The 26,725-nt window shown below is 72.7% G+C and carries 25 protein-coding genes; 7 read left to right on the forward strand and 18 right to left on the reverse strand.

All coding sequences use genetic code 11. The annotated features are described in order from the left end of the window. Nucleotides 1–9 precede the first annotated feature (9 nt). The 3 genes from VK611_28485 to VK611_28495 are packed head-to-tail and all read right to left on the reverse strand — an operon-like array spanning nucleotide 10 to nucleotide 4,622. Nucleotides 10–1,257 (reverse strand): RNA polymerase sigma factor, encoded by a 1,248-nt coding sequence (locus tag VK611_28485; GenBank protein ID HMG45304.1) that lies wholly within the window; start codon nucleotides 1,255–1,257, stop codon nucleotides 10–12. 6 nt (nucleotides 1,258–1,263) lie between these two features. After that, the gene (locus VK611_28490) at nucleotides 1,264–1,626 is read right to left on the reverse strand and encodes a YciI family protein (GenBank protein HMG45305.1); all 363 of its coding nucleotides are present in this window, start codon (nucleotides 1,624–1,626) and stop codon (nucleotides 1,264–1,266) included. Between the two features lie 20 nt (nucleotides 1,627–1,646). After that, on the reverse strand, nucleotides 1,647–4,622 hold the full coding sequence (locus VK611_28495) for an NACHT domain-containing protein (protein ID HMG45306.1): 2,976 nt from the start codon (nucleotides 4,620–4,622) through the stop codon (nucleotides 1,647–1,649). A gap of 292 nt (nucleotides 4,623–4,914) precedes the next feature. Between VK611_28495 and VK611_28500 the strand changes: the two genes are divergently transcribed. After that, entirely contained in the window at nucleotides 4,915–5,988 is a 1,074-nt protein-coding gene (locus tag VK611_28500) for a GDP-L-fucose synthase (GenBank protein ID HMG45307.1), read from the forward strand. 19 nt (nucleotides 5,989–6,007) lie between these two features. Here VK611_28500 and VK611_28505 read toward each other — a convergent pair whose 3' ends face one another. The 10 genes from VK611_28505 to VK611_28550 all read right to left on the reverse strand — a co-directional run bounded on the left by VK611_28505 (nucleotide 6,008) and on the right by VK611_28550 (nucleotide 15,888). Continuing rightward, nucleotides 6,008–7,282 carry an esterase-like activity of phytase family protein gene (locus VK611_28505; GenBank protein ID HMG45308.1) on the reverse strand — a complete coding sequence of 425 codons (1,275 nt, stop codon included), beginning with the start codon at nucleotides 7,280–7,282 and terminating at the stop codon, nucleotides 6,008–6,010. 168 nt (nucleotides 7,283–7,450) lie between these two features. Continuing rightward, entirely contained in the window at nucleotides 7,451–8,248 is a 798-nt protein-coding gene (locus VK611_28510) for a hypothetical protein (GenBank protein HMG45309.1), read from the reverse strand. A 69-nt stretch (nucleotides 8,249–8,317) separates the two neighbouring features. After that, nucleotides 8,318–8,599, reverse strand: a complete 282-nt coding sequence (locus VK611_28515) for a hypothetical protein (GenBank protein ID HMG45310.1) — start codon at nucleotides 8,597–8,599, stop codon at nucleotides 8,318–8,320. Between the two features lie 105 nt (nucleotides 8,600–8,704). Beyond that, nucleotides 8,705–9,469 carry a 3-oxoacyl-ACP reductase gene (locus tag VK611_28520; GenBank protein ID HMG45311.1) on the reverse strand — a complete coding sequence of 255 codons (765 nt, stop codon included), beginning with the start codon at nucleotides 9,467–9,469 and terminating at the stop codon, nucleotides 8,705–8,707. Between the two features lie 8 nt (nucleotides 9,470–9,477). Beyond that, on the reverse strand, nucleotides 9,478–10,836 hold the full coding sequence (locus VK611_28525; GenBank protein ID HMG45312.1) for an aldehyde dehydrogenase family protein: 1,359 nt from the start codon (nucleotides 10,834–10,836) through the stop codon (nucleotides 9,478–9,480). After that, complete coding sequence (locus VK611_28530; protein HMG45313.1) at nucleotides 10,833–11,567, reverse strand: gamma-glutamyl-gamma-aminobutyrate hydrolase family protein; 735 nt, start codon at nucleotides 11,565–11,567, stop codon at nucleotides 10,833–10,835. The genes VK611_28525 and VK611_28530 overlap by 4 nt, the downstream gene beginning before the upstream one ends. Then, nucleotides 11,548–12,906 (reverse strand): glutamine synthetase family protein, encoded by a 1,359-nt coding sequence (locus tag VK611_28535; GenBank protein HMG45314.1) that lies wholly within the window; start codon nucleotides 12,904–12,906, stop codon nucleotides 11,548–11,550. Before VK611_28535 ends, VK611_28530 begins: the two co-directional genes overlap by 20 nt. A 40-nt stretch (nucleotides 12,907–12,946) precedes the next feature. After that, complete coding sequence (locus tag VK611_28540) at nucleotides 12,947–14,506, reverse strand: amino acid permease (protein HMG45315.1); 1,560 nt, start codon at nucleotides 14,504–14,506, stop codon at nucleotides 12,947–12,949. Nucleotides 14,507–14,604: 98 nt separating this feature from the next. Beyond that, the gene (locus VK611_28545) at nucleotides 14,605–15,363 is read right to left on the reverse strand and encodes a GntR family transcriptional regulator (GenBank protein ID HMG45316.1); all 759 of its coding nucleotides are present in this window, start codon (nucleotides 15,361–15,363) and stop codon (nucleotides 14,605–14,607) included. 117 nt (nucleotides 15,364–15,480) lie between these two features. Further along, entirely contained in the window at nucleotides 15,481–15,888 is a 408-nt protein-coding gene (locus VK611_28550; GenBank protein ID HMG45317.1) for a DUF2000 domain-containing protein, read from the reverse strand. Between the two features lie 51 nt (nucleotides 15,889–15,939). Here VK611_28550 and VK611_28555 point away from each other — a divergent pair, with 51 nt between their 5' ends. The 4 genes from VK611_28555 to VK611_28570 are packed head-to-tail and all read left to right on the forward strand — an operon-like array spanning nucleotide 15,940 to nucleotide 20,007. Beyond that, nucleotides 15,940–16,740, forward strand: coding sequence for an AraC family transcriptional regulator (locus tag VK611_28555; protein ID HMG45318.1), 801 nt, complete (start codon nucleotides 15,940–15,942; stop codon nucleotides 16,738–16,740). A gap of 42 nt (nucleotides 16,741–16,782) precedes the next feature. Further along, the gene (locus VK611_28560; GenBank protein ID HMG45319.1) at nucleotides 16,783–18,324 is read left to right on the forward strand and encodes a M28 family peptidase; all 1,542 of its coding nucleotides are present in this window, start codon (nucleotides 16,783–16,785) and stop codon (nucleotides 18,322–18,324) included. A gap of 38 nt (nucleotides 18,325–18,362) precedes the next feature. Then, entirely contained in the window at nucleotides 18,363–18,857 is a 495-nt protein-coding gene (locus tag VK611_28565) for a pyridoxamine 5'-phosphate oxidase family protein (protein ID HMG45320.1), read from the forward strand. A 55-nt stretch (nucleotides 18,858–18,912) separates the two neighbouring features. Next, nucleotides 18,913–20,007, forward strand: coding sequence for a ferritin-like domain-containing protein (locus tag VK611_28570; protein HMG45321.1), 1,095 nt, complete (start codon nucleotides 18,913–18,915; stop codon nucleotides 20,005–20,007). A gap of 254 nt (nucleotides 20,008–20,261) precedes the next feature. Here the strand turns inward: VK611_28570 and VK611_28575 are convergent, their stop codons facing one another. Together VK611_28575 and VK611_28580 are read right to left on the reverse strand one after the other, a co-directional pair. Then, nucleotides 20,262–20,945: a thioesterase domain-containing protein gene (locus tag VK611_28575; GenBank protein ID HMG45322.1), complete on the reverse strand. Its 684-nt coding sequence runs from the start codon at nucleotides 20,943–20,945 to the stop codon at nucleotides 20,262–20,264. A 296-nt stretch (nucleotides 20,946–21,241) separates the two neighbouring features. Further along, entirely contained in the window at nucleotides 21,242–24,160 is a 2,919-nt protein-coding gene (locus VK611_28580; GenBank protein ID HMG45323.1) for a BTAD domain-containing putative transcriptional regulator, read from the reverse strand. Nucleotides 24,161–24,348: 188 nt separating this feature from the next. On the opposite strand from VK611_28580, the gene VK611_28585 reads away from it, so the two are divergent. Then, a complete protein-coding gene (locus VK611_28585; GenBank protein HMG45324.1) occupies nucleotides 24,349–24,942 on the forward strand; it encodes a hypothetical protein in 594 nt (197 codons plus the stop codon). Between the two features lie 122 nt (nucleotides 24,943–25,064). Here VK611_28585 and VK611_28590 read toward each other — a convergent pair whose 3' ends face one another. Together VK611_28590 and VK611_28595 are read right to left on the reverse strand one after the other, a co-directional pair. Beyond that, a complete protein-coding gene (locus tag VK611_28590) occupies nucleotides 25,065–25,187 on the reverse strand; it encodes a hypothetical protein (GenBank protein HMG45325.1) in 123 nt (40 codons plus the stop codon). 199 nt (nucleotides 25,188–25,386) lie between these two features. Continuing rightward, nucleotides 25,387–25,632, reverse strand: a complete 246-nt coding sequence (locus VK611_28595; GenBank protein ID HMG45326.1) for a hypothetical protein — start codon at nucleotides 25,630–25,632, stop codon at nucleotides 25,387–25,389. Between the two features lie 221 nt (nucleotides 25,633–25,853). On the opposite strand from VK611_28595, the gene VK611_28600 reads away from it, so the two are divergent. Continuing rightward, the gene (locus VK611_28600; protein HMG45327.1) at nucleotides 25,854–26,444 is read left to right on the forward strand and encodes a TMEM165/GDT1 family protein; all 591 of its coding nucleotides are present in this window, start codon (nucleotides 25,854–25,856) and stop codon (nucleotides 26,442–26,444) included. Nucleotides 26,445–26,446: 2 nt separating this feature from the next. Here VK611_28600 and VK611_28605 read toward each other — a convergent pair whose 3' ends face one another. After that, nucleotides 26,447–26,644, reverse strand: coding sequence for a hypothetical protein (locus VK611_28605; GenBank protein HMG45328.1), 198 nt, complete (start codon nucleotides 26,642–26,644; stop codon nucleotides 26,447–26,449). Nucleotides 26,645–26,725: the final 81 nt, after the last annotated feature.

Raw genomic sequence — 26,725 nt, forward strand, 5'->3', positions numbered from 1 at the left:
GGATGGTCGCTATGGCGCCAGCTCTGTCGAGATTTCGGTCAGGAGCTCCTGGCGGCGGGAGTGGAGGAAGTGGCGTTCGGGGGTGTTGGTGGTGAGGGAGAGGGCCTTGTCGTAGGCGGCGATGGCTTCCGGGGTGCGGCCGAGGCGGCGGAGGAGGTCGGCGCGGGTGGCGTGGAAGAGGTGGTAGTCGGGCAGGTCGAGGGGGTCGACGAGCTCCAACGCCGCGGCGGGGCCCTGAACCTCGGCCAGCGCCACGGCCCGGTTGAGGGCGACGACCGGCGTCGGCGTCAGTGCCAACAGCTGGTCGTAGAGGGCGAGGACCTGCACCCAGTCGGTGGCGGCGGCGCTCGGGGTGTCGCTGTGGGCGGCGTTTATCGCCGCCTGCAGCTGGTAGGGGCCGGGCCGGTCGCGGCGCAGGCAGGTGCGGACCAGCGCCTGGCCCTCGGCGATCAGGGCCCGGTTCCAGCGGCGACGGTCCTGGTCACGCAGGAGGACCAGCGAGCCGTCAGGGGCGGTGCGGGCAGCCCGGCGCGACTCGGTGAGCAGCAGCAGAGCCAGCAGCCCCAGCGCCTCCGACTCGGCGGGCATCAGCTCCACCAGGAGGCGCGCCAGTCGGATGGCCTCGTCGCACAGGTCGGTGCGCACCAGCTCCTGGCTCTCCGCCGCCGTGTAGCCGGCGTTGAACACCAGGTAGACGACGGCGAGGACGGGCGGCAGGCGGCCGGGCAGGTCGGCGTCGCGGGGCACCCCGTAACGGATGTTGGCGGCCCGGATCTTGCGTTTCGCCCGCACCAGCCGCTGTGCCATCGTCGCCTCCGGCACCAGGAACGCCCGGGCGATCTCGGCTGTCTGCAGGCCGCCGAGCAGCCGGAGCGTGAGCGCCACCTGCGCCGACGGCGCCAGCGACGGGTGGCAGCAGGTGAAGATCAGCCGCAGGCGGTCGTCGGCCACGGTGTCGTCCTCCTCGTCGGGCCGCAGGTCGGGGAGCGCGGCCAGCACCTGGCGGTCGTGGCGGGACGACTCGCGTCGCAGCCGGTCGATCGCCTTCCGGCGAGCGGTCGTGACGATCCACCCGCCCGGGTTGGGCGGGATCCCTGCCACCGGCCAGCGCTCCACCGCCACGAGGAAGGCGTCCTGGACCGCCTCCTCGGCGACGTCGAGGTCACCGAAGAGGCGGGCCAGTGTCGCTACCGCATTGCCCGAGGCGAGCCGGAAGGCCTCGGCGACCTGGGGCTCGACCTCGGCGGTCTCGCCCACGTGGGATCAGCCGGACCCGTCGTGGAAGGGGCGCACCTCCACCGGCAGCCCGGTCGCCGCCGAGAGCTTGGCGCCCCACTCCAGCGCGGCGTCGAGGTCGTCGACGGTGACGATGCTGAAGCCGCCGAGGTGCTCCTTGGTCTCCAGGTAGGGCCCGTCGGTGGTCAGCACCTGTCCGTCCGTCTCCTGCACGACGGTCGCCGTGGTGGACGGGTGCAGCCCGCCGGCGAACACGCCGGCCCCGGACGACATGAGCTCGGTGTGGAACGCATCGACGTTCTTGCCGATCCGGTCGAGGTCGACGCCGGGGGGCAGCTGCGCCTCGTCGGTCACGTCGCCGTGGTGGAGGGAGAGCAGGTAGTGGGTCATCGGTTCTCCTTTCGCCCCCTTTACGAACGGCGGCCCTCCGAGATCGACACCTCGGGGAGGTTTCTGCGGAGGGCGTCGAGGTCGGCGCCGGGTTCGGGGTCGACCACGGTCAGCGTACGGAGGGCGGGGAGCCCCGCCAGGGACGACACCTCCTCCGGACCGGGCACGCCGCGGACGGTGACGTCGCGGAGCGTCGGCCAGCGCTCGATGCCGACCAGGTTGCGGCTGCTGCGCAGGTTGTCGAGCACCAGCTCCTCCAGCGGCAGCTCCGCCGGCAGCGGGTGGAGCCCACCGGCGAGCCGCTGGTCGCGCACCAGGAGGCGCCGCAGCCGGGAGCTGCGCAGCGTCCCCAGGTCGGCGTGGATCAGGTGGAGGCCGAGCTCCTCCACGGTGGTGTCGGCCAGGGGCGACAGGTCGCGCAGGAACTGGCACCCGGCCGTGAGGTGGAGGACCCGCAGCGTCGGACACCCGGCCAGCGGCGACAGGTCGCGCACCATCTCGTTCTGCACCAGCTCCAGGCGGCGCAGGTGGGGCACGGCGGCGACGGCGTCGAGCGGCGCGAAGTCGCCGTAGCAGGCCACGCTGGTCAGCCGCTCGAGGTGGGGGAGGCAGCGGACCCGGTGCCAACCCCGCACCTCCAGCTTGCGGTCGCCGAAGTCGACCTCGGCCAGTACCGAGCGGGCGTAGCCGTCCGGGTCGTCGGAGCGGCGCCAGGCCCGCAGCAGCTCGTCGATCACCCGCGACTCGCCGATGCCGACGAACTCGGTGAGCTTCTCGCGCACGCCCTCGCCGCCGATCATCGCCGCAGTGCGCACGACGCACGCCGCCTGGTCGGGCGTCAACCCCGAGGGACCGGGCAGCAGGTCGAGCACGAACGACCCGGCACGGGCGAGCACGTCGGCCTCGTCGAGGCTGGTCGGTGGGATGAGCTGGGCCGCGGCCTCCTCGACCCGGCGGCGCACCTCGTCGGAGGCGAGGACATCGGCGTGCTCCAGGCAGGCGGCCGCGACCAGCCGGAGCCGGTTGGCGATCCGGCCATCCGTGGCCGCCGCGCTGTTGCCCTCGAGCAGCTCGCGCAGCAGCTGGTCGCGCTCCCGGGGCCGGGCGAGGGCGACGGCGTTGACGACCACGTCGTGCCACTGGTCGAGGTGGGCGTGCTCCACCACCAGGTCCAGCTCGCCGCAGTCGACCGCCTCCTTGGCGGCCAGGTAGTCGCGGAACGTGCGGTGCACGAACTGCACCTGCTCGTGGTTCGGCTCGCGCAGGAGCCCGGTGCGCTCCAGGGTGCGCTGCAGCACCGGCCCGGCGTCCAGATCGTGAGCCCGCAGCCCGCGCATGGCCCCCGCGATCCGCTGCTCGGCGACCTCCCGCGACACCACCACCGCGTTGGTCCGCACCATCGAGTAGGCGAAGCGCTGGAGCAGCACGAGCTGCTCCTCCTTGCTCAGCCTCGGCAGCTCCGCCAGCCGGATCTCCCGGTCCTCGTCCCAGCGGACCAGCAGCAGGTCGAGCGCGGCGTCGTAGAGGCCCTTCCGGTCGCGGGGCAGGTGCATGTTGCGGTCCTGGTAGAGCGCGCAGAGCAGCCCGCACAGCAGGGGGCTGCCGGCGAGGCGACGCAGCTCGCGGCGGGTGGCGAGCTGCTGGGCGAGCCCCGACTCGCAGTCGTCGAGCCAGGCCTGCAGGTCGGGGTCGTCGGGCTGGTCGGCCCGGGCGGCGTTGTGCCAGGCGGCGAGGAACTCGCGGATGCCCTTGGGGCTGAGCGGCAGCAGGTCGTAGGTGACGAAGCCGGACCCGGTCAGCCAGTCCTCGGGGATGGCGAACGGCCGGGCCGACACCACCACCCGGATGCCGGGGTAGGCCGTGAGCATCTGGTCGATCCACTGGCGGGCGGCGAGGCGACGGGCCGGCTCCAGCTCGTCGACGCCGTCGACCAGCAGCAGCGCCCGCCCGGCCGCGAAGCGGGCGACGGCCCAGCCGGGCGGCATCTCCGCGGCGATGACGTTGGCGGTGGTCTCCAGCAGTGTCTCGGGGCTCGGGAAGCCGCCCTCGGCGAACTGGCGCAGCGGGACGAAGAACGGCACGGCCTGGTCCCAGGCGGTGCCCTCGAACAGGGTGTCGCGGCCGGCGCCGACCGCCAGCCAGCGCAGCAGCGTGGTCTTGCCGGCCCCGGCGCCGCCCCGCAGGAGCACCCGGCGCTGGTCGCGGAAGGCGCTGGGCACGTCGACGCCGGCGCCGGTCAGGTCGTGGTCGTCGTCGTCCTCCTCGGGGGCGGCCCCGGTGTGGCCGCCGGTGCGGGCGACGGCCAGCTGCACGTAGGCGTGGTCGAACGAGTGGGTGCGCGGCGCCCGGCCCCGGCTGACGCCGAACAGCTCGATGCGCCCGAGGCTGGCGACGACGTGCTCCAGGTAGCGCCGCTCGAACGCCGCCCCGCCGTCGTCGCCGCTGCCGTCCCGACCGTCACGATCGTCCCGACCCTCACGACCCCGGCGGTCGCCCGCCAGCTCCTCGACGGCGCGGCGCACCTCCCGGACGTCGCGCAGCGCCGCCACCTGGGCCTGCGTCGAGAACTCCGGCAGCGCCACCACGGCGCGCACGATCTCGGCGCAGGTGGCGGCCAGGATCCGGCGGTAGGCGCTGCGGGCGTCGTCGCCGAGGCCCTCCTCCGGCGCGAGGTGGGCGGCCTGCCGCCGCACCTGGGCCGCCAGCAGCTCGGGCTCCAGGTCGGCAGCCAGCACGTCGTCGATGGCGATCGGCATGGCGGCCTTGAGCGTGATCCGGGTGGCCAGCACGGCGGCCTGCCACTCGTGCTCGGGCATCCCCGCCAGCTCGTCGTGCAGGGCGACCGACAGGCGCTCCGCGGTGCCGGCCAGCGCCCGCTCGGCCCGCCGGTGGGTGATCTCGCCCCGGCCCCGCCGGCGCCGAGCCGTGAGGGCGACCGCCAACTCGACCGCGAGCTCCTGGGCGATCGCCCCCAACGCCGCGAGAAACGGGTCCATCCGCCCACTATGGCCTTGCGTCGTCTACTCGGACGGTCGCCCAGGGGCACATCTCGGCGGGTCGCACCCCGGACCTCCTTGACAACCCCGGCCATGCTCGGGAGGCTGACAGCGGCGTCGACCCACCGCCCAGCCTCCGACGATCCGCCCCAGCAGGGGTCGTCACCTCCCGAGGCGAAGGGGAGCAGATCCTCGGGTCGGTGGACGAAGCCGTTTCTGGCGACCGCGAGCCTTCCCGAACGTGCAGCACCCTTCGCTGGGGGATCGACGCTGCGAACGACGGAGGAGACCCGTGACCAGGAACAAGGACTTCAAGACCGCCGTGCGCCAGCGCATGGCCGCCACCGGCCAGAGCTACACGGCGGCCCGCTCCGACCTCACCACCGACGCCGAGCCCGCGGGCGGGGGCATCCCTCTCGACGCCCGCATCTTCGTGTCGGGCCACGGCGGCCTCGTCGGCGGGGCGCTGCTGCGCAAGCTCCGCCGTCTGGGCTACAGCAACCTGCTGGTCGCCACCCGCGACCAACTCGACCTCCGCGACCAGGCCGCCGTCAACTACTGGTTCCGGGCCAACCGCCCCCAGTACGTGTTCCTCGTCGCCGGCACGGTCGGCGGCATCGGCGCCAACTCCGAGCGCCCGGCCGACTTCCTCTACGACAACATGATGATCCACGCCACCGTCGTGCACGCCGCGCACACCTTCGGCGTCGACAAGCTCCTCTACCTCGGGTCGAGCTGCATCTACCCCCGGGCCGCCACCCAGCCCATCCGGGAGGACCAGCTGCTCACCGGGCCGCTCGAGCCCACCAACGAGGGCTACGCGCTCGCCAAGATCGCCGGGATCAAGCTGTGCGAGCTCTACCGTCGCCAGCACGGCGACAACTTCATCTCCGCCATGCCCACCAACCTCTACGGGCCCGGCGACAACTTCCACCCCACCGACGGCCACCTCGTGCCCATGCTGATGCGCCGGTTCCACGAGGCCCGGCTCGCCGGCGACCCGGAGGTCACCGTGTGGGGCACCGGTGAGCCCCGGCGCGAGCTCATGCACGTCGACGACCTGGCCGACGCCTGCCTGTTCCTCATGGCCAACTACGACGAGCCCGGCTTCATCAACGTGGGCACCGGCGTCGACGAGACCGTCGCCACGATCGCCGGCATGCTCCGCGACATCGTGCACCCCGGCGCCCGGCTGACCTTCGACACGACCAGGCCCGACGGGATGCCCCGCAAGGTGCTCGACGTCTCCCGCATCCACGGGATCGGCTGGCGCCACCACGTCGACCTCGCCGACGGGCTGGCATCGACCTACGAGTGGTTCACCCACGCCGACCACGTGCGGGCCGCGGTGGCGGGGGTGGGCTGAGCCCACCCCCGCCACGGGATCAGAGGTCCACGTCGAGGGCGCGGTCGAGGCGGATCAGGATCAGCTCGTTCTCGTCGGCCGCGGTGGCCGAGCGGCCGCCGGAGCCGGGGAAGTTGTTGTCGTTGAGGACGGCGATGGTCGACCGGTCGACGATCTCGACGTCCTCGATGGTGACGAACGGGAAGCTGAAGAACGGCCCGAAGCCGCCGATGCCCTGCGGGTCGGGGACCGCCATCAGGTTCACCAGCAGGTCCTTGTCGGCGTAGCCGTCGTGGTCGCGGTCCCGGAGGTCGATCAGGAACACCGCCTTGAAGCGGGCCGTCGGGCCCGAGCCGTTGTCACGCTCGAGCACCAGGAACTGGTGGTCGTTCACGGCGATGAAGTCGCCGATGGCGTTGGCCGGGTGCTCCAGGCGGTAGCGCCAGAAGTCGCCGGTGAAGCGGGTGCTCCGCCGGCCCAGGCTCACCTCGTAGATGCGCAGGTCGGCGCCCAGGCCGTCGGCGGTGTCCTCGGCGACCGCGCCCTCCAGCAGCGGGTACAGGGTCCTGCCGTCGGGCGAGATCGCCATCCCCTCGTAGCCCTTCGAGTTGGCCAGGTTCGGAGTCTCCCCGGGGGCCAGCGTCGGGTTCGACGGCGACTTCACGCCCGGCGTCGGGACGGGCGCGTCGAGCAGGCGGCCCTGCTTGTCGGTGTGCAGCAGGAAGGGCCCGAACTCCTCGCCGAACCAGTAGGTGCCGTCGGGGGCGAGCTGCATCGACTCGACGTCGAAGTCCCAGCCGGTGAGCACCCGGTCGGGCGTCGGGCAGGTGTAGCCGGCGGGGAGCGTGGCCGCGGCCGCGCAGCCGCCGTCGCGCCAGATCGGCCACGGCACCTTCCCGTGGGGGTCGCTGAGGCCGAAGCCGCCGTCGAGCAGCGTGAAGCGGCCGGTGGCGAAGTCGGGGCGGATGCGGTGGACGCGCAGCTCGAAGTCCGGGCTGTTCTCCTTGTTGCCGAAGCCGTTGTCGCTCATCACCAGGTAGGAGCCGTCACGGTTGCGGTGCACGCCCGAGAAGCCCTGCACCGGTTGACCGGGGTACGGCGCCGCGATCGGCGTCGTCGTGCCGGTGAAGTAGCCCGACGGCGCGCTGCCGGGGCGGTACGTCTCGGCCGGCAGCACCGCCCGCCCGACCAGCTCCGACTGCTGCACCGCGGGCGTCGGCCGGTCGTCGCGGGCCGACGCGTCGGCGCCGCCCACCCCTGCGGCTCCGGCGGTGATCGCCAGCGCGACCCCGCCCGCCAGGACCCTGTTCCTCATCCCTGTTCCTCCAGCTCGTGGCGACTGACCCCGCCAGCCGAGCACCACGGGATGACGCCGGCCTTACTCCCCGGTGGCCGCCGCCGGTCGGGGACGCGAAATCGGGTGGCCGGCGGCGCTCACGCGACCACCGGCCACCCGACGTCGGGGTGCCCGGACTTCAGGGAGTCAGTAGGACTCGGTCCGGGTCCGTTGCTGCGAACGGCTCATGTCCGCCTCGCCCTGACCCTCGACGATGCCGGTCTCGCTGGCGCGGCGCTCCCGGGCCTCCTGCATGTGCTGCTGCAGGCGGGGCTTCTCCTCGTCGTAGCGGGTGAGGACGTTCTCCCAGCGCTGGCGCATCGGGCCGATGCCGCCGCCGCCGAGGGCGACGATCAGCGAGCCGGCGACCACCGCCAAGATGGCGTAGAAGAGGCTGTTGATGATCGCCGGGGCGATCTCGAGCTGGCTGAGGGCGGCGAACACGCCCACCACCACGATCCCCGCCGCCGCCACCGTGCCGAGCAGCTTCCCGTAGCTGAGGCCGCCCAACGAGTTGCCGATCATGTCGCGGGCCATGTTGGCGATCGCCGCGGCCACCACCATGATCACCACGGCCACGATCACCTTGGGCAGGTAGGCGATCACGCTGCTGATCATGTCGCTCACCGCGTTGTCGCCGAACACGCCGAACGCCATCTGCAGCACGATCAGCAACAGGACGTAGTAGATGCCCTTGGAGACCAGCCCGGCGGCGTCGTACGACGAGTTCGACAGGGCCTGTTTCATGCCACCCTGCTCGACCACCCGGTCGAGGCCCGCCCGGTCGAGCAGCCGCCGCGCGATGCGGGCGACGATCCTGGCCACGAAGTAGCCGATGATCAGGATGGCGAGGAAACCGATGAGCTTGGGGACGAACGTGGCCACGTCCGACCACGCGTCCTCGATGCCCTGGCTCCACTCGATGGCGACGAGATGGGCTGTCATGGGCAGTCGCCTACCCGTCACTCTAAGTAGGAAACCACCCGCGAAGGGTGAACGCCCCTCGCCCCCCGGTCAGGGAAGCATCGGCTGCAGCTGCGCCTGGAACACCGCGTGGTCGTTCTGCAGCGCCACCCGCGTGCCCTGGATGATCAGCGACAGCGGGGTGTTCGTCACGCCCCAGTGGCGCACGAGGCCGACGGCGTCGCGCCGCTCCTCGGCGTCGGGCACCTGCACCCGCAGCACCCCGCAGGCGTTGGCGGAGCTCCCGTACACGTCGACGACCACGGTCGCCCGCTCGTCGACGGTCACGCCGAGCACCAGCACGTCTTGGAGAACTTCGATCCTGTCCGTCACGCCCTCAACCCTCCGACCCAACCGCCAGCCACCGTACGCGGCCGCTCCGCCACAGGCAAACGCTGAGCGTCCCCGTCGGGCAACGGGTGTCCCGGGAAAGCCGGGTTATTCGGGCGTGACGTAGGCGCCGGAGATGCCGCCGTCGACCAGAAACGTGGAGGCCGTGACGAACGAGGCGTCGTCGCTGGCCAGGAACGCGACGGCTCCGGCGATCTCCTCGGGCTCGGCGAAACGCCCGACCGGGATGTGGACCAGCCGGCGCGCGGCCCGCTCCGGGTCCTTGGCGAACAGCTCCTGCAGCAGCGGCGTGTTCACCGGGCCGGGGCACAGGGCGTTCACCCGGATGCCCTCCCGGGCGAACTGCACACCCAGCTCCCGGCTCAGCGCCAGCACTCCGCCCTTCGACGCCGTGTACGAGACCTGCGACGTCGCCGCCCCCATCACCGCCACGAACGACGCCGTGTTGATGATCGACCCCCGGCCCTGCCGCTGCATGTGGGGGATGGCGTGCTTGCAGCACAGGTACACCGAGGTGAGGTTCACGTCCTGCACCCGGCGCCACACGTCGAGGCCGGTGGTGAGCACCGAGTCGTCCTCGGGCGGGGAGATGCCGGCGTTGTTGAAGGCGACGTCGACGCGGCCGAACGTGTCGGCGGCGACCTGGAAGAGGTGGGCGACCTGGTCCTCGTCGGTCACGTCGACCGGGACGAACAGGCCGCCGACGGCATCGGCCGCGAACTTGCCGGCGTCGGTGTCGACGTCGCCCACCACGATGCGGGCGCCCTCGGCCGCCAGCCGGCGCGCCGACGCCAGGCCGATCCCGCCCCCTCCGCCCGTGATCACGACAACTCGGTCCTGCAGGCGGTTCACGGGGCTCCCTACTCGTCGGTGGCGATGAAGACGTTCTTGACCTCGGTGAACCCGTCGAGAGCGTCGGGCCCGAGCTCCCGCCCGAGGCCCGACCGTTTGTAGCCGCCGAACGGCGTCCAGTACCGCACCGAGGAGTGCGAGTTCACCGAGAGGTTGCCGCTCTCGATGCCGCGGGCCACCCGCAGGCCCCGGCCCAGGTTCTCGGTCCAGATCGACCCCGACAGGCCGTAGGGGGTGTCGTTGGCGAGGCGGACGGCGTCGGCCTCGTCGTCGAAGGGCACCACGGCGACGACCGGGCCGAACACCTCCTCCACGACGGCGGGGTCGTCGGGCTTCACGGGGGCGAGGACGGTGGGCGGGTACCAGAAGCCGGGGCCGTCGGGGGCGTGGCCCCGGAAGGCGACGGGAGCACCCTCGGGGACGAAGGCGGCGACGGACTCCCGGTGGGCGGCCGAGATGAGAGGTCCCATCTCGGTGGTGGGCTGGGTGGGGTCGCCCACCCGCACGGCCCGGACCGCCGGCTCCAGCAGCTCCATGAACCGGTCGAACGCCGAGCGCTCGACGAGGATGCGGGAGCGGGCGCAGCAGTCCTGGCCGGCGTTGTCGAACACCGCCATCGGGGCCGACGCGGCCGCCCGCTCCAGGTCGGCGTCGGCGAACACGACGTTGGCGCTCTTGCCGCCGAGCTCCAGCGTCAGGCGCTTGACGTGGGGCGCGGCGGCGGCCATCAGCCGGGTGCCGACCTCGGTGGAGCCGGTGAACACGATCTTGCCGACGTCGGGGTGGTCGACCAGCCGCTGGCCGACGACGGAGCCCCGGCCCGGGAGCACCTGGAGGACGTCGGTGGGGATGCCGGCCTGGTGGGCGAGCTCGGCGAGGCGCAGGGCGGTGAGGGGCGTCAGCTCGGCGGGCTTGAGGATCACGGTGTTGCCGGCGGCCAGGGCGGGGGCGAGGCCCCAGGCGGCGATCGGCATCGGGAAGTTCCAGGGGACGATCACGCCGACGACGCCGATCGGCTCCCGGAACGTCACGTCGATGCCGCCGGGCACCGGGATCTGCCGGCCGAACAGCCGCTCCGGCCCGGCGGCGTAGTAGTGGAGGACGTCCCGGACGTTGCCGGCCTCCCAGCGGGCGTTCCCGACGGTGTGGCCGGAGCACGCGACCTCGAGCCGGGCCAGGTGCTCGACGTCGGCGTCGACGGCGTCGGCGAACCGCCGCAGGAGCCGGGCCCGATCCCCGGGCGCCACGTCCCGCCACCTGGGCGACGCGAGGCGGGCCCGGGCGATCGCCTCGTCGGCCGCCTCCACCGACGTCGCCTCGACCTCCCCGACCACCTCCTCGGTGGCCGGGTTGACCAGCGTCGTCATGGCCTCGTCGCCGCGGCGACCAGGGCGTCGAACAGCCGCGGGTCGTCGCCGTCCTCGGGGTGCCACTGGACGCCGAGGGCGAAGCGGTGGTGGGGGAGCACCACCGCCTCGATCGTGCCGTCTTCGGCCCGGCCCACGGCGTCGATGCCGTCGCCGAGGCGGTCGATGGCCTGGTGGTGGTAGCAGGGCACCTTCACGTCGGCGCCGAGGATGGCGGCGAGCGGCGTCCCCGGCTCGACGTGCACGTTGGTGGTGCCCAGCTCGGCCGGGGCCGGACGGTGGCCGTCGTGGCCGACGACGTCGGGCAGGTGCTGGTGCAGCGACCCGCCCCGGGCGACGTTGAGCACCTGGACGCCCCGGCAGATGGCGAGCACCGGCACGTCGGCGGCCAGCGCCGCGTCGAGCAGGTCGGTCTCCCACCAGTCGCGGTCGGGGCGGGCGCCCTGGGTCTCCGGGTGGGGTTCGGCGCCGTAGCAGGTGGGGTCGACATCCGCGCCGCCGGTGAGGATCAGCCCCTCGATGGCACCCACCGCCCGGCGGGCGGCGGCCGGGCCGGCGGTCGCTCCCGGCGGCAGCAGCACCGGCAACCCACCGGCCGCCGCCACCGCCGTCACATAGGACTCGGGGAGCACGACCGCGGGTCGGTTCCACACGCCCCAGCGGGCGTCCTCCACGTAGGTGGTCAACCCGATGCGCGGCAGCGCACCGTCGTCAGAGCCGTTCGAATCCACGTCGTCGCTCCCAGTCGGTGACCGCCCCGTCGAAGGCCGCCTGCTCGACCCGGGCGGCGTTGAGGTAGTGCTCCACCACGTCGTCGCCGAACGCCGCGGCGGCGACCTTGCTGCCGGCGAACGCCTCCGCCGCGTCCCGCAGCGTCGACGGCACCCGCGGCTTGTCGGACGTGTACGCGTTGCCGAGGTGCTCGGCCTCCAGGGGCAGCTCCTCGTCGATGCCGTGGAGCCCGGCGGCGACCATCGCCGCCACCGCCAGGTACGGGTTCACGTCGCCGCCCGGCACCCGGTTCTCCACCCGCAGGCTCTCGGCGCCGTGGCCGACCACCCGCAGGGCGCACGTCCGGTTGTCCCGTCCCCAGGCGATGGCGGTCGGGGCGAAGGAGCCGTCGACGTAGCGCTTGTACGAGTTGACGTTGGGGGCGAACAGCAGGGTCAGCTCGTGGAGGCAGGCGAGCTGCCCGGCCAGGAAGTGCTCCATCAGCGGCGAGAAGCCGTGTCCCGAGTCGGCGAGCACGGGCGTCCCGTCGGTCGACCGCAGCGACAGGTGGATGTGGCAGGAGTTGCCCTCCCGCTCGTCGTACTTGGCCATGAACGTGAGGCTCATGCCGTCCTGGGCGGCGATCTCCTTCGCCCCGGTCTTGTAGATCGAGTGGTTGTCGCAGGTCGCCAACGCCTCGGTGAAGCGGAAGGCGATCTCGTGCTGGCCCAGGTTGCACTCGCCCTTGGCCGACTCCACGTAGAGCCCGGCGCCCGCCATCCCGTTGCGGATCCGGCGCAGCAACCCCTCGATGCGGGCGGTGCCGGCCAGCGAGTAGTCCACGTTGTACTGGTTGGCCGGCTCCAGCTCCCGGTAGCCCTTGGACCACGCCGCCTCGAACGTGTCGCGGAACACGATCAGCTCCAGCTCCGTGCCCACGAGGGCGACGAGGTCGCGCTCGGCGAGCCGGGCGAGCTGGCGCCGCAGCACCTGCCGGGGCGAGGCGACGACGGGCGAGCCGTCCTCCCACTCGACGTCGCACATCACCAGCGCCGTGCCCTCGTGCCACGGCACCAGCCGCAGCGTCGACATGTCGGGGTGGAGCACGAAGTCGCCGTAGCCCCGCTCCCACGACGACATGGCGTACCCGTCGACCGTGTTCATGTCGACGTCGACCGCCAGCAGGTAGTTGCAGGCCTCGGCGGCGTGCGGCACCACCTCGTCGAGGAAGTACCGCACGTGGCAGCGCTTGCCCTGCAGGCGACCCTGCATGTCGGTCATGGCGACCAGCACGGTGTCGACCGTGCCCTCGTCGGCCAGCGTCCGCAGCCGCTCCAGCGTCAGCGCCGGTTCGGGCATTGCTTCCCGCTCTTGGCGCCTTCGGCACCGGGCTCAGGCATCAGACCGACTCCAGGTCGGCTTCGATCGCGGCCAGCTCCTCGGCCGACCCCTGCACCTTGGGCCCGGTGAACCAGTTCCTGGCCGAGACCAGCCACCAGATCCCGGCGAAGCCGACCACCACCAGCACCGCCACCGGCGTGTAGTTGAAGCTGGTCCGGGTGACCGGGCTGACCTGCGGGAGCATGAACAGCACCGAGATGAACGCCACCCACGCCACCGCCACCCAGCCGATGGGCTTCGACCAGCGGCCCAGGTTCCACGGCCCCGGCTGGAAGCGGTCGCCCTGGAGGAGGCGCAGCAGCGTCGGCAGCACGTAGGCGATGTACAGGCCGATCACGGCGATCGACGTGACCGCCGCGTACGCCGTCGTGTTCCACAGGTAGGGGAGTCCCAGCAGGAAGGCGCCCACCGCGGCGAGCCAGATGGCGTTCGTCGGCGTGCGGGTGCGCTTGTTGAGGCGGTGCCAGGTGTTCGACGCCGGCAGGGCGCCGTCGCGGGCGAAGGCGTAGACCATCCGCGAGTTCGCGGTCACCGACGACATCCCGCAGAAGAACTGGGCACCGACGACGATCACGAGCAACAGCTTGCCCGTGGTCTCGCTCGTCGCGTCGATGAAGATCTGGGCCGGCGGCACGCCCGTCTCGCTGGCCAGGGCGCCGTCGTACGACTGGATGGCGAACGTCAGCCCGATGAGCAGCACCCAGCCGGCCCCCAGCGACACCAGGATCGACATCACGATCCCTCTGGGGCCGGCCGTGGCGGCGTTGTTGGTCTCCTCGGTCATGTGGGCCGAGGCGTCGTAGCCGGTGAACGTGTACTGGGCCAGCAGCAGGCCGAGCATGCCGACGTAGAAGGTGTTGCTCCAGCCGGTGTTGTTGACGAACTCGGTGAAGACGAAGTCGGCCGACTGGTGGCTGTCCGGCAGGATCACCAGGGCGCCGACGATGATCCCGACGCCGAGGATGTGCCACCACACCGAGATGTCGTTCAGCCGGGCGACGAGCCGCACGCCGAACGTGTTGAGCAGGCCGTGGGCCACCAGGATCAGGCCGAACAGGAAGATCGTGTGGCCGGGCGTGGCGGCGAAGTCGAACTGCAGGTCGAGCAGGGCGTTCAGGAAGAACGCGGCGCCGAAGTCGATGCCGGCGGTGACCGCCACCTGGCCCAGGAAGTTGAACCAGCCGGTGAACCACGACCAGGCGCCCGGGTTGCTCGGCGCCAGCTTGGCGGCCCAGTAGTAGAGGCCGCCGGCGGTCGGGTAGCTGGAGCACACCTCGGCCATGGCCAGGCCCACGAACAGGGTCATGAGGCCGACGAACGGCCAGCCCCACACGATGATCGCGGGCCCGCCCGTGTTCATCCCGAACCCGTACAGCGTCAGGCAGCCGGACAGGATCGAGATGATCGTGAACGAGACCGCGAAGTTGGAGAAACCCGACATCGAGCGGTCGAGCTCCTGGGCGTAGCCGAGCTCGTGCAGGCGGCGTGTGTCGTCGTCGGCGGCGGCGGCTGCGGCCCTGCCCGCGTCAGCCGGGTCGACCTGGTCGTCGATCGTCATCCCAACCCCCTCGGCGCCGGGTGTGACCAGCGCTCTCCGGTATTGGATCACGATCAGTCCATTGGCGCCAGGGGTTCTTGCCCGGGCTGTCCCCGGTCTTACGTGAGGAACCCCCGGAGCAGCGCGGCGGTGCCGTCGAGGTGCTCCTGCATGGCGTCCCGGGCGGCGGCGACGTCTCCCGCCAGGATCGCCTCGACGATCAGCCGGTGCTGCTGGCTGGAGTGCTCGATGTTGGGGCCCAGCAGGGGGATCTCGTCGAGCAGGTCGTTCACCCGCATGCGGACATCGGCCACCGAGGCCGCCAGCGACGGCGCTCCCGTCACCTCGGCGATCGCGAGGTGCAGGCGGGAGTCCATCTGGCGGTAGGCGGCGGGAGCGACGGTCTCGCTCTCCTCCAGGCGGTCGAGCAGGTGGCGGCGCTCGTCGTCGCTGAGCTCCCGGGCGGCGGCGATCTCGGCGGCGCCGACGTCGAGCACGTTGCGGAGCGTGAGGGCGTCCTCCACCTCGCTGGCCCGCTCCCGCATCCGGCGGCCGATGGCATCGTCGTCGCGGGTGGCGCCGTCGGGCGCGGCGGCGGCGTGGTAGGTGACGAACGTGCCGCCGTTGCGGCCCCGGCGCGACGCCACGTAGCCGTTCTGCTCCAGCACCCGGATGGCCTCCCGCACGGTCATGCGGCTGACGCCCAGCCGAGCGGCCAGGTCACGCTCCGGTGGGAGCCGCTCGCCGGCGGTCACCACGCCCAGCTTGATGGCGTGGAGGACACGCTCGACGGCCTCCTCGAAGACGTTCCCGGTGCGTATCGCCCGGAAGACCACGTCCTCGGCGACCGACGGCGACACTCGAACCCCTTCGCCCATCTGTTGCACCCTAGGTGCGCCACCCCCCGTCAGCCAGACCGGTCCGGACACACCCGAAACTTCGACAGGAATGGTCGCCATAGCGCCATCCATGTCGAAGTTTCGGGCCCGGGTCCCCTACGGGTGGAGGCGGAGTTTGTCGAGGGCCTTGTCGACGGTGCGGCCGTCGCCGGCGAGGGCGAAGCCGGCGAGGGGGAGGTCGGAGGTGGGGACGGCGGCGACGGCGGCGCGGTTGTCGATGTCGTTGCCGGTGGCGAACAGGTCGTCGGTGTAGACGGCGACCTGGAGGTCGCGGGCGAGGGCGCGGTCGAAGGCCCGGCGGAGCGCGGCGGCGTCGCCGGCGAGGACGACGACCGGGCTGGCGAACAGCGGGTGGAACTTCACGCTCGAGGCGTCCTCGTAGGGGAGGCCGATCAGCTCGGGCGCGGAGGTGCCCATGCCGCTGGCCAGGAAGGCCGTCACGTTCAGCTTCTGCCATGTCGCCAGGTCGTCGCGCACCACCACTGCGATCTTCACGTCGGTCATGCCCCCAGCGAAGTGCCTGGTCGGCGGGGGTGTCTTGTACGTTGTGCGCGCGTGCGGTCGGAGTCGGTCGAGCGGGTGCGGGCCTGGCAGCCGGAGCTGCCCGGAGTCCGCGAGGTGTTCCACGCCCGGTTCGTGGCGCACCGCTACCCGCCCCACACGCACGACACCTGGACGGTGCTGATCGTCGACCAGGGCGCCATCCGCTACGACCTGGACCTGCACCCGCACGGGTCGACGCTCGGGACCGTGACCGTGTTGCCGCCGCACGTCGTCCACGACGGCCGGGCCGCGCACCACGACGGGTTCCGCAAGCGGGTCCTCTACCTGGAGACGTCGCTGTTGGGCGAGGGGCTCGTCGGCCCGGCGGTGGACCACCCGACGATCGGCGATCCGACGCTGGTGAGGACCGTCGACCGTCTGCACCGGCGGCTCACAGGCGGCGACGACTTCCTCGGCGGCGAGGCGGCGCTGCTGGTGGTGACCGAGCGACTCCTGGACCACCTCGGCGGAGGCGCCGCGGACGCGGCGCCCCGGGCACCCGACCCCGTCCTGGCCGACCGGCTGCGCCAGCTGCTCGACGCCCACCCCTTCGAGACGCTCACCCTCCGGACGGCCGGCGACATCCTCGGAGCGAGCCCCGGCCACCTCGTGCGCAGCTTCGGCGCGGCCTACAGCATCTCGCCGCACGCCTACGTCGTCGGGCGTCGCATCGACGCCGCCCGCCGCCAGCTCCTCGACGGCCGCCCGGCGGCGCACGTGGCGGTCGCCACCGGCTTCCACGACCAGGCCCACCTGAGCCGCCACTTCACCCGTCACGTCGGCACCACACCGGGCCGCTACGCCCGTCGCTGACGCAATATATGCTCACCCCCGCAAACCACTGGGGGTGAGTGGATGGCGGAAGAAACCACGCCGGGTCGCTGGACGCGGCGCCGGTTCCTGGGGCAGACAGGTGCCGCGGCAGGTGCCCTCGCGCTCGGAGGCGGCGGCCTCGCACGAGCGGCCGGAGCGCTGCCGCCTTCGGCCGCGTCGGCCGCGGCGGCCGCGGAGCCGGTCTTCACCGGCCTGCCGGGCGAGGCGCAGATCTACGGGTGGATCCAGCAGATCGTCGCCCAGGGCATCCGGCGCCCCGGCTACCCGGCCGCGGCGTGGGCCGAGCAGTTCGCCGCCCAGAGGTTCACCGACCTCGGGCTGGAGAACGTGCGGCTGGAGCCGATCACCGTCGACCGCTGGGAGCCCCGCACCTGGTCGCTCGACGTGATCCGGCCCGGCGCCGCCACCGTGCGGCTCGACTCGTTCCCGGTGCCGTTCTCGCCGCCGGTCGAGCACCTCGAGGCGGACCTGGCGCTGTACAACGCCGCGCTCCCGTCGCTGGTCGCCGGCAAGGCGTCGCTCTACGACGAGGTCATGCTGCGCATCCCGGCGAACCTGCTGCTCCTGCTGGGCACCCCGTCGGCGCTGCCGCTGGGCCGCTCCCACGACCCCGACGGCTCGCTGCTCCTGCTGCACACGCTGCCGTTCGGGCTCGACTTCCAGTCGGTGGTGGAGCCCTCGGCGGCGGCGGGCGCGAAGGCGTTCGTCGGGTCGCTGACCGGCTACCCCGGCGACTCGTACCAGTACTACGTGCCCTACTGGGGCGGTACCGGTCCGATCCCGGGCGTGTGGATCCGGGGGAGCGCCGGCACCTGGCTCAAGACCCAGACGCTGTTGGGCGGGGCCAAGGTGCGGTTGGAGGTCGACTCGACCAACGTGCCGGTCACGTCGCACAACGTGGTCGGCGAGCTGCCGGGCGGGCCCGACGGCAACGACGAGGAGATGGTGATCGTCGGCTCGCACAGCGACGGGCCGTGGGCGTCGGCGGTGGAGGACGGCAGCGGCATGTCGCTGGTGCTGGCCCAGGCCGCCTACTGGGCGGCCCGGCCGCCGTCGCAGCGCCCGCACCGGATGGTGTTCCTGCTGCACGGCGGGCACATGTCGGGCGGCGCCGGCCTGCACGGCTACATCGAGGCGCACCGCCCGGAGCTGGAGCGGGTGGTGCTGGAGCTGCACCTGGAGCACGCCGCCCGGGAGTTCGGCGAGAAGTTGACGGGCGGCGTCGGCCCCACCGGCCTGCCGGTGCCGCGGTGGTGGTTCACCAGCCGCATCGCCCGGTTGGAGCAGGCCGTGTACGACGCCTTCGTCGCCGAGGACCTGCGGCGTTCCATGGTCCTGGCGCCCGACGCCTTCGGGGCCGAGCCGCCCACCGACGGCGGCTTCTACCACCACGAGGGCGTGCCGATCGTGAACTACCTGACCGCGCCCTACTACCTGTTCGACGCCAGCGACACCCTCGACAAGGTGGACCGCACGAGCCTCGTGCCCCTGTCCCGGGCCGCCATCCGCATCATCGAGGCGACCCGTGGCGTGACGGCCGCCCAGATGCGGGCGGGCGGCTGACCCGCCCGCGCACGTTCAACGCTGCCAAGATCCGGGGCATGACCGACCTCGCCACCGTCGCACCCGCCTTCGTCGCCATGGCCCACCGGATCGTGTGGGCCTCGGCGGCGACGGTGGGGGAGGACGGCCGGCCGCGGAGCCGGGTGCTGCACCCGTTCTGGACGTGGGACGGCACGTCGCTCGTCGGCGTCATCGCCACCGGGCCGACACCGGTGAAGCAGACGCACCTGGCGCACAGCCCGTTCGTGACCCTCACCTACTGGAACCCCGAGCAGGACACCTGCACGGCCGACTGCGGCGTCGAGTGGATCCTCGACGACGCCGGGCGGGAGGAGGTCTGGCGCACGTTCGTCGAGGCGCCGGAGCCGGTCGGCTACGACCCGGCGATCATCCCGGTCTGGGCCGACGGCCCGCTGTCACCCGCGTTCGCCGGCCTCCGCCTCACCCCGTGGCACCTCCGGGTCATGCCCGGCACCGTGATGACCGCGGGCGCGGGCGAGCTTCTCAGCTGGTCGGCCGCGGCAGGGCGGTAGACCCACTAACGAATATTCGTTATTTTTGCGGCGAGACCGAGCCGAGGAGAACCCATTGAGCGACGTCAACGCCCCCACCAACATCGTGATCGCCCGCAGCGATCTGGACGAGGTCATCCACGAGCTGGAGCTGAACAGCCACGTCCTCATGACGTGGGACTACGAGCGCAGCCGCACGGCGCTGGTGAAGCTCTACGAGAAGGCCAAGACGTCGCAGTGGAACGCCACCACCGACCTGCCGTGGGACACCGACGTCGACCTCGAGCGCCTCGGGCCCGAGCTGCGCATCGCCACGCAGCGGTTCCAGAACCTTCAGGCCGTCGAGGGCTCCCCGGTGGCCCACTGGGGCGAGAAGGAGTGGGACCGCTTCGCGCTCGAGATGCAGAAGTGGACCATGTCGCAGTTCCTCCACGGCGAGCAGGGCGCGCTGGTGTGCACCGGGCTCATCACCGCGACCGTGCCGTGGATCGACGCCAAGTACTACGCCGCCACCCAGGTGGTCGACGAGGCCCGCCACGTCGAGGTCTTCTCCCGCTACATCGACGAGAAGCTGGGTGGCGCCTACCCGATCAGCCCCCAGCTCGGCGGGCTGCTCGACGACATCATCCGCGACGGCCGCTGGGACATCACCTACCTCGGCATGCAGATCATGGTGGAGGGCCTGGCGCTGGCCGCGTTCGGGTTCATGCACATGCTCACGAACGAGCCCCTGCTCAAGCAGCTGCTGCGCTACGTGATGAGCGACGAGGCCCGTCACGTGGCGTTCGGGGTCCTGTCGCTGAAGGAGTTCTACGACGGCCTCTCGGCGAGCGAGCTGCGGCTGCGGCAGGAGTTCGCCTTCGAGTCGGCCCGCCTCCTGCGCAACCGCTTCTTCGCCCAGGACGTGTGGGAGAAGCTCGGCGCCGATCCCCAGGCCGTCGTCAAGTTCATGAACGAGAACGGCGATCCGGTGGGTCAGACCTTCCAGGAGATGCTGTTCTCCAAGATCGTGCCGAACTGCAAGAAGCTCGGGCTGCTCGACGCCGGCGACGGCTGGCTCCGCCAGAAGTTCACCGAGCTGGGCATCATCCAGTTCGAGAACCTGGTCGACACCAGCGAGGAGTACGGCGAGCTCGACGCCGTCGCCGCCGACCGCGCCGCGGCCGGCTGAGCGGCCGGGCGACCACAGGGCGGAGGCGCCGGGCGACCTCGCAGAGCCGCCCGACGCCCCTGCCACGGCTCGCAGCCCGGTGTGGCGAGACCGCCGCCAGGTGGCGTCCACACCGAACTACGAGAGCAGTGGCCGGGACCGTGCCCGCAAGCGGACCGCCCAGTCGCCGTCAGGTCTGACCGACGGCCCCGGGTCCCGCCAGCGTCCCCGCGAGCCGTACCACCGCGGTACCAGCCGGCCCGCGGCCCCGCTCGCTACGCGCCGGACACCAGGGAAGCCAGGAGGGAACCGGTCGACTGGCGCAGGAAGAGGTGGTTGCCCGGCAGGATGCGCAGCGAGAAGCGGCCCGTCGTCTCGGCCTCCCACCCCGCCACGTCGTCCGGGGTGACGATCGGGTCGCGTGCCCCGGCGTAGGCGGTGACCGGGCAGGCCAGGGGCTTCTCGATCCGGTAGTGGTAGGTCTCGGCCAGCTGCAGGTCGGACCGGAGGGCCGGGATGGCGAGGCGCAGCAGCTGGTGGTCGGCCTCGACACCGGCAGGGAGCCCGCCCCAGCCCTTCACCTGCTCGGCCAGCTCGCGGTCGGGGAGCCGGTGGAGCTGGCGCGGGTTCCGGCGCCGTGCCGGGGCCGCGGAGGCTCCCACGGCGAGGCGGTCGGGCAGCGGCAGGTCCCGCCGGCGCCGGAGGCGCACGAGCTCGAAGGCGACCAGCGCGCCGACCCCGTAGCCGAACACCTGGTGCGGGCCGTCCATCTCGGGAGCCAGCTCGTCGGCCAGGCCGATGACCAGCTCGTCGAGGTCGTCGACCGGCATCTCCCGGAGGCGGCGGCCCCGACCGGGCAGCTCGACGGGCCGGACGTCGAAGCGACCCTCGAGCACCGTGGGCCAGTGCCGGTAGGTGGCCGCCCCGGCCCCCGCGTACGGGAAGCAGAACAGTCGCACGGGATCCCGTCCGGAATCGCGTCCGGAGTCCCGTTCGAATCCCGGTCTGATGTCCTCGAGCCGCCGCACGTGCACTGAACCTGCCCCCTCGTCTGCGTCAGTGGGGGAGGCGTACGACGTGAAGGGGCGGGGGAGTGGCCGCCCCTCCCACGTCCCCGCCCACAGCGTGCACCGCGCCGCCGGCCGTCCCCTGGCGCAGGTCGATCGTCGTCATGGCGCCTCACCTTGTCCCGCGCCGGTACCACGGCGGTACCACGCAGCCCGGAGGCGGCGACGGCCCTGCGGCTCAGGTCAGGTCAGCGACTGACACGGATGCCGGCGAGCTCGCGCCACTCGACGGCGGGCGGGAGTCCCAGCTCCTCGGCGGCGCCGACGACCTGGGCGGCCAGGCTGTGGGCTTCGAGGTCGCGGCCGACGTCGATCAGCGCGCGGGCCACCCGCAGCGGGCGCTCCTGGTCGAACTGGTCGAGCTCCATGGCGGTCTGGAGCACCGCCACGGTGGAGTCGAGGTCGCCGGACGTCAGGTCGGCGGCCAGCACCACGTCGATCAGTCCCAGCACCCGGCGTCGCAGGGACTCGCGTCGCTGGGAGATGAGGTCGTCGTAGAGGTCGTCGGGCAGGAGCGGGCCCGTGTAGCAGGCCAGCGCTTCCCGGGCCCGGGCCACGCGCTCGGCGCCGCGGCCCGCCGCCACCTCGTAGGCCCGCTGCTCGAGCCGGCTCAGGTCGATGCCGCACGCGGCGAACCGCAGCAGTCGACCGTCGCGCTCCACCAGGGGCCCGTAGGCCGCCCGGCTCCGCGACAGCACGTTCTTCAGCCGACGCAACCCGACGCCGGGTTCCTCGTCGGGCCACAGCGCCTCGACCACCCGCTCGACCTGGGCGCTGCCGCCGGCGACCGCCACGTACTTCACCAGGTCGGTCGGCCGTCCCGGGGGACAGACCAGCTCCTCGCCGCCACGCAGCACCGAGAACCGTCCGAGCACCGTGACCTCGTAGGCGTCGCCCTCGACGCTGGGGCTGCCGACGATCGCATCGGTGACCACGGCGGAGCGCAGCGTGTCGAGGACCCGGCTCTCGCGCCGTTCCGCCAGCTCGGGGTGACCGATCCGGGCGGCGTGGTCGAGCGCCTCCTGCAGGGACCGGCCGGCGGCACCCACGTTGCCGGCCGCCAGTTCGGCGTGGCCCTTCAGCAGCTCGACCTTCCAGCGCATCCCCGGCGCCACCGTGCCCGCGTCGAGCAGGTCGCCGAGACGGGTTGCGGCCTCGGCCACGCCGTCGCGGCCGTCGAGACAGGCTTCCGTGAGCGTGACGACGACGGGGTCCTCGTCGCGGCGGGCCCGGGCGATGTCCAGCAGCCGGTCGGCCTGCCCGTCGGCGCCGACCACCGCGCAGGCCTCGGCGGCCTCGCACAGGAAGAGGAGGCCGCCGGCGTCGTCGCCCAGCTGGCCCAGGTTGGCCTCGGCCAGGGTGAGCTGCTCCAGCACCCGGTCGGGGTCGTCCTCGTTGGCGGCGACGAGCAGGCGGGTCCAGGCGGTGTAGCCGGTGACCCAGCCGACGTCGAGGAGCTCGGCCAGCGACAGCGCCTCGTGCAGCACCGCGTCGACGCGCCCGCCCTCGCCGGCGAGCGCCAGGAAGCGGGCCCGGAACACCAGGCAGAGCATGCGGTCGTAGGACGTCTCGCTGGTGAGGCCGAGCTTCTCCAGCAACGCCGAGGCCACCCCGAACTTCCCGAGGGCCCACAGCACCCGCATCGCCAGGCCCCGCTGGACCGACGCCGCCCGGGTGGGTTCACCCAGCTCATACCAGGTGATGGCCGCCTGGCGCATGGCGTTCTCGGCCCGGCGCAGGCTCATCTCGTCGGGCCGCTCGGACAGGAGGACGCTGAGCGCCTCGAGCAGCCGGGCCTGGCCGCGGCTGCCCCGCTGGGCCTCGCCGAGCAGGGCGTCGATGCGGGGCTCGGCGGCGGTGTCGTTGATCAGCGCCCGCAGGAACAGCGACTCGGCCTCGACCTCGACGGCGATGTCGGGCTCGTCGAGGAGGTCGCTCTTCTCGACGGCCAGCATCGCCCGCTCGACCATCTCGCGCTCCTCGACCAGCTGCCCGACGTTGCCGTGGGTGCGGGCCAGGTGCAGCAGCACCCGGGGCGCGTCGTCGGCCGCCGAGCCGAGCCGGCCGACCAGGCGCATGAAGGCGCGGGGGTCCATGGCGTCGATCCGGCCGGTGGGGAGCTGGGAGATCAGCAGCGCGGCGGCCTCGTCGTCGCCGCTGTCGGCGAGCAGCCCGGCGGCCGCCAGCTCGGCGCCCTGGGCCACCAGCAGCGGCGCCCCCCGCTTGGCCAGCTCGGGGTCGAGCGGCGCCTGGGCGACGACGTGCTCCTTCACCGTGGATGACAGCCGCCACCAGCCGTCGACACCGACCGCGAAGGGGATGCCGGCGTGGCTCAGGCGGCGCAGCAGGCCGCGGGAACCGAGGGCGTCGGCGACGCTCTCGTTCACCATCGGGAAGTGGGCCAGCTGGACGAACAGCTCCCGGTCGACCGGGTCGAGCTCGCTGGCGTAGTGGTCGATGAGCTGGCCGATGACGGCGGGATGGCGCAGGAGGTCGGCCGCGGTACCCGTCGGGTCGGCGGCCCGGGAGAGCCGGCGCAGCACCAGCATGAGCAGGGCGATCCAGCCGGTGGAGAAGTGGTGCAGCGCCGACCACAGGCGCTCGGCGTCGGCCTCGTCGAGCTCCATGTGCACCAGGGCCCGCGACTCCTCGGGGGTCAGGCGCAGGTCGTCGGTGTGGAACAGGGTGGCGGTGCCGTCGAACTCCAGGGCGGCCAGCGGACGGGGGACCGTCCGGCCGCAGGCGACCAGCCGCACCGCGGGCAGGTCGCGGTCGCGCACGCGGTCGGCCAACCACCAGGCGGCGTCGTCGGTCAGCGTCTGCACGTCGTCGACCACCAGCAGCGCCGACTCCGCCGGTACCGCGGCGGCACCGGCGCGCAGCGCGTCGTCGACGAGCACCTCGATCTCACCGACGTCGACCGGCTCGCGTCGGGGCAGGCGCAGGACGCAGCCGGTGCCCGCGGCGTCGATCACCTGGTCGGCGAGGACGCTCTTCCCGAAGCCGCCGCCGGCCTCGACCAGCACGGCTCCCGGTGCCGCGAGGACACCATCGACCAGCTGTGACCTCAGTAGCAGGTCACGTTCCCCCGGGCCAGGCGACGACATCGGAACCCTCCGTCGTGAGCTGGACGTGCCCCTGCAATCGACCGCCTCCCTTGGGTCAGCGCTACCCGGATGGGTCCAGCGACGCACCCAGCTGGGGTTGACTATAACCCAGGGGGGTGACCTCGTCCCGTGCCGGGCACCCGACGGGTGGTACGGCCGTGGGACTCGCCTCCCGCAACGTGATGTCCATGCCTACTGTCGTCGGGGCGCGGGTGCGGGTGCTGGCTGTCGGCATACGACCGACGTTCGCCGCCGAGTGCGGGGTGCCGCTGCCCGGCATGGTCGACATCCTCGACTCCTACGGGATCAGCGGCTGGCAGATCGGCCTCCGCCAACTGCTGAGCGAGTCCTCCCGGTCCGGGCGGCGCAACGAGCGCCTCCTCGACTGGGGCCGGGCGGAGCTGGAAGCCGACATGGTGCGCTGGCACCACCTCGGCGCCTTCGCCACCACCCTCCGTCGTGCCACCGCCAACTGGGCGGCGGGCTCCCACGACGACGACGACACGCTCACGTTCTGGCGCGGCTGGCGACGCAACCTGGCCCACGCGCACTCGTTGCTCATCACCGTGGGCCTCGTCGTGTCGCCGGCCGCGCTGGCTGTCCTCCACGACGTCCAGAAGTCGGTCCTGCCGGGTGCGGGTCGCTTCGCCGGCGACGTCCCGGAGCTGCTGGCCTGCATCCGCGACGCGGCCACCGTCCAGCTCAGCCCCCAGGCCGTCGACGCTCCGCCGCTGGTCCTGCCCGGGCATCGCGCCCTCCTGACCGCTGCGCTGGCGTCGTGAGAGGTGCCGGGTGTCGAGGTGCCGGGGCGCGCGCGAAGCCGCCGGCGGGTCGCTGCCGGCGGTTCGCTTGGCGCTGCTGGGGTGGTGGTGGGCTGACTGAGTGCTGAGAGGGCTGAGAGAGATCAGCGGTACCAGGGCCCGAGGGCGACGGCGAAGTTGGTGAGCTCGGCGGCGGCGATGCTGCCGATCCCGACGATGGTGGCGGCGAGGGCGGTGGCGGTGACTCGCTTGATGTTGTGGAGCATGGGTACACCCTTGGCGGTCCGGGTCCCACGAGCGCCCCGCGCCCGAACAAGCCTCGTACCAGGGACGATGCCCGGGTCGCCCGACCCGGGGGTGGGACGGGCGCGGTACCCCTGTCACCGCTGACCGCTGCGTGCGGTCGTCCTTCGCTCTCCGTGGCCGATTGCGGGGCGCCGGGTACCACCGCGCCCGATCGCCGGTTCAGGCGCCGACCGCGTCCGGTTCGCGGGGTCGCCAGGTGCGGCGATGGCAATGGACACCGGCAGTGACGGCGACCGCGACGCAGGCGGGCGCGGCGAGCCACGGAGCGAACGAGGCGACGAGCTGGCCCGTCTGCAGGAGGGCGCGCCCGGCGCTCCAGATCACCAGCACCCGTACGGCCGTGCCGGCGACGTTGGCCGCTGCGGTGGCCCGGATCGGCAGACCGGCCGCGCCTGCGGCGCACATCGTCGCCGCGGATCTGCTGCGCCCGGACGGTGCCGGGTAGCCTGGCCGGAGTCGAAGGGGAGTAGCTCTCCGCCGGTCGATCGACACGCTGGCAGCCAACGCTGCCCGGTCGGCCGGGTCTGCTTTACGCAGGCGAGCGAGACCTTCGGCCGTGGACACGACGTGTCCCGGCCGGAGGCGTTCCTCTCCTGGTCGGGGCCTCGACCGAGAGAGACACCCCGATGGACCTGGCAGCGATCCTCAAGGCGTTCGTCGCCGTCTTCCCCGCCGAGCTCCCCGACAAGTCGATGATCGCCACGGTCGTGCTGGTGGCCCACCATCGCCGGCCGCTGGCGGTGTGGGGTGGCGCGGCGCTGGCGTTCGCCCTGCACGTGACCGTGGCGGTGACGGCGGGGCAGTTCCTCAGCCTGCTCCCGGGCACGCTGGTCGACATCGCCACGGCGCTGCTGTTCGCCGTGGGAGCGGTCGTGATGTGGCGTGGCGCCAACGCGTCGGAGGACGACGACGACGAGGCCGGCGCCGGGAGCTCGACGTCCCGCACGGCGTGGGGTGCCTTCGCCGGCAGCTTCGGCGTGATCGCCGTCGCCGAGTGGGGCGACCTGACGCAGCTCGCCACCGCCGGGATGGCGGCCAGCACAGGTGCCCCGGTCGCGGTGGCCGTGGGGGCGCTGGCGGCGTTGTGGCTGGTCGCCGCCCTGGCCGCCCGCTTCGGTCAGGCCGCCGTGGCCCGCGTCCCGGCGTCCCGCCTCCGTCGCATCGCCGCGGTGGTGTTCGCCACCCTCGCCCTCGTCACCCTCACCGGGGTGGGGTGAGATCAGAGGCGGATGATGCGGCGGCCGTCGTCGAGGGTGACGACGCCGTCGCGGCGGCGGAGGATCCCCCAGCGCCGGCCGCGGCGGGTGTCGGGCGGCTCCGCCTCGGGGTCGTCGTCGGTGGCCCGCCCGCTCTCGATCGGTTCGTCTCGTTCCGGCTTCGTCCCGGACGGCGCCACCTGCTTGCCCTGACCGCGCACTGCTGACGTCCTCTTGGTTGGCTGGTTCCCCCGCTACCCGGCGACGCACCCGGCAAACGGATTGCGTTCGACGGTGGTCAG

This window comes from Acidimicrobiales bacterium, assembly GCA_035316325.1.
In the GTDB taxonomy this organism is placed as follows: Bacteria; Actinomycetota; Acidimicrobiia; order Acidimicrobiales; family VFJN01; genus DASXTK01.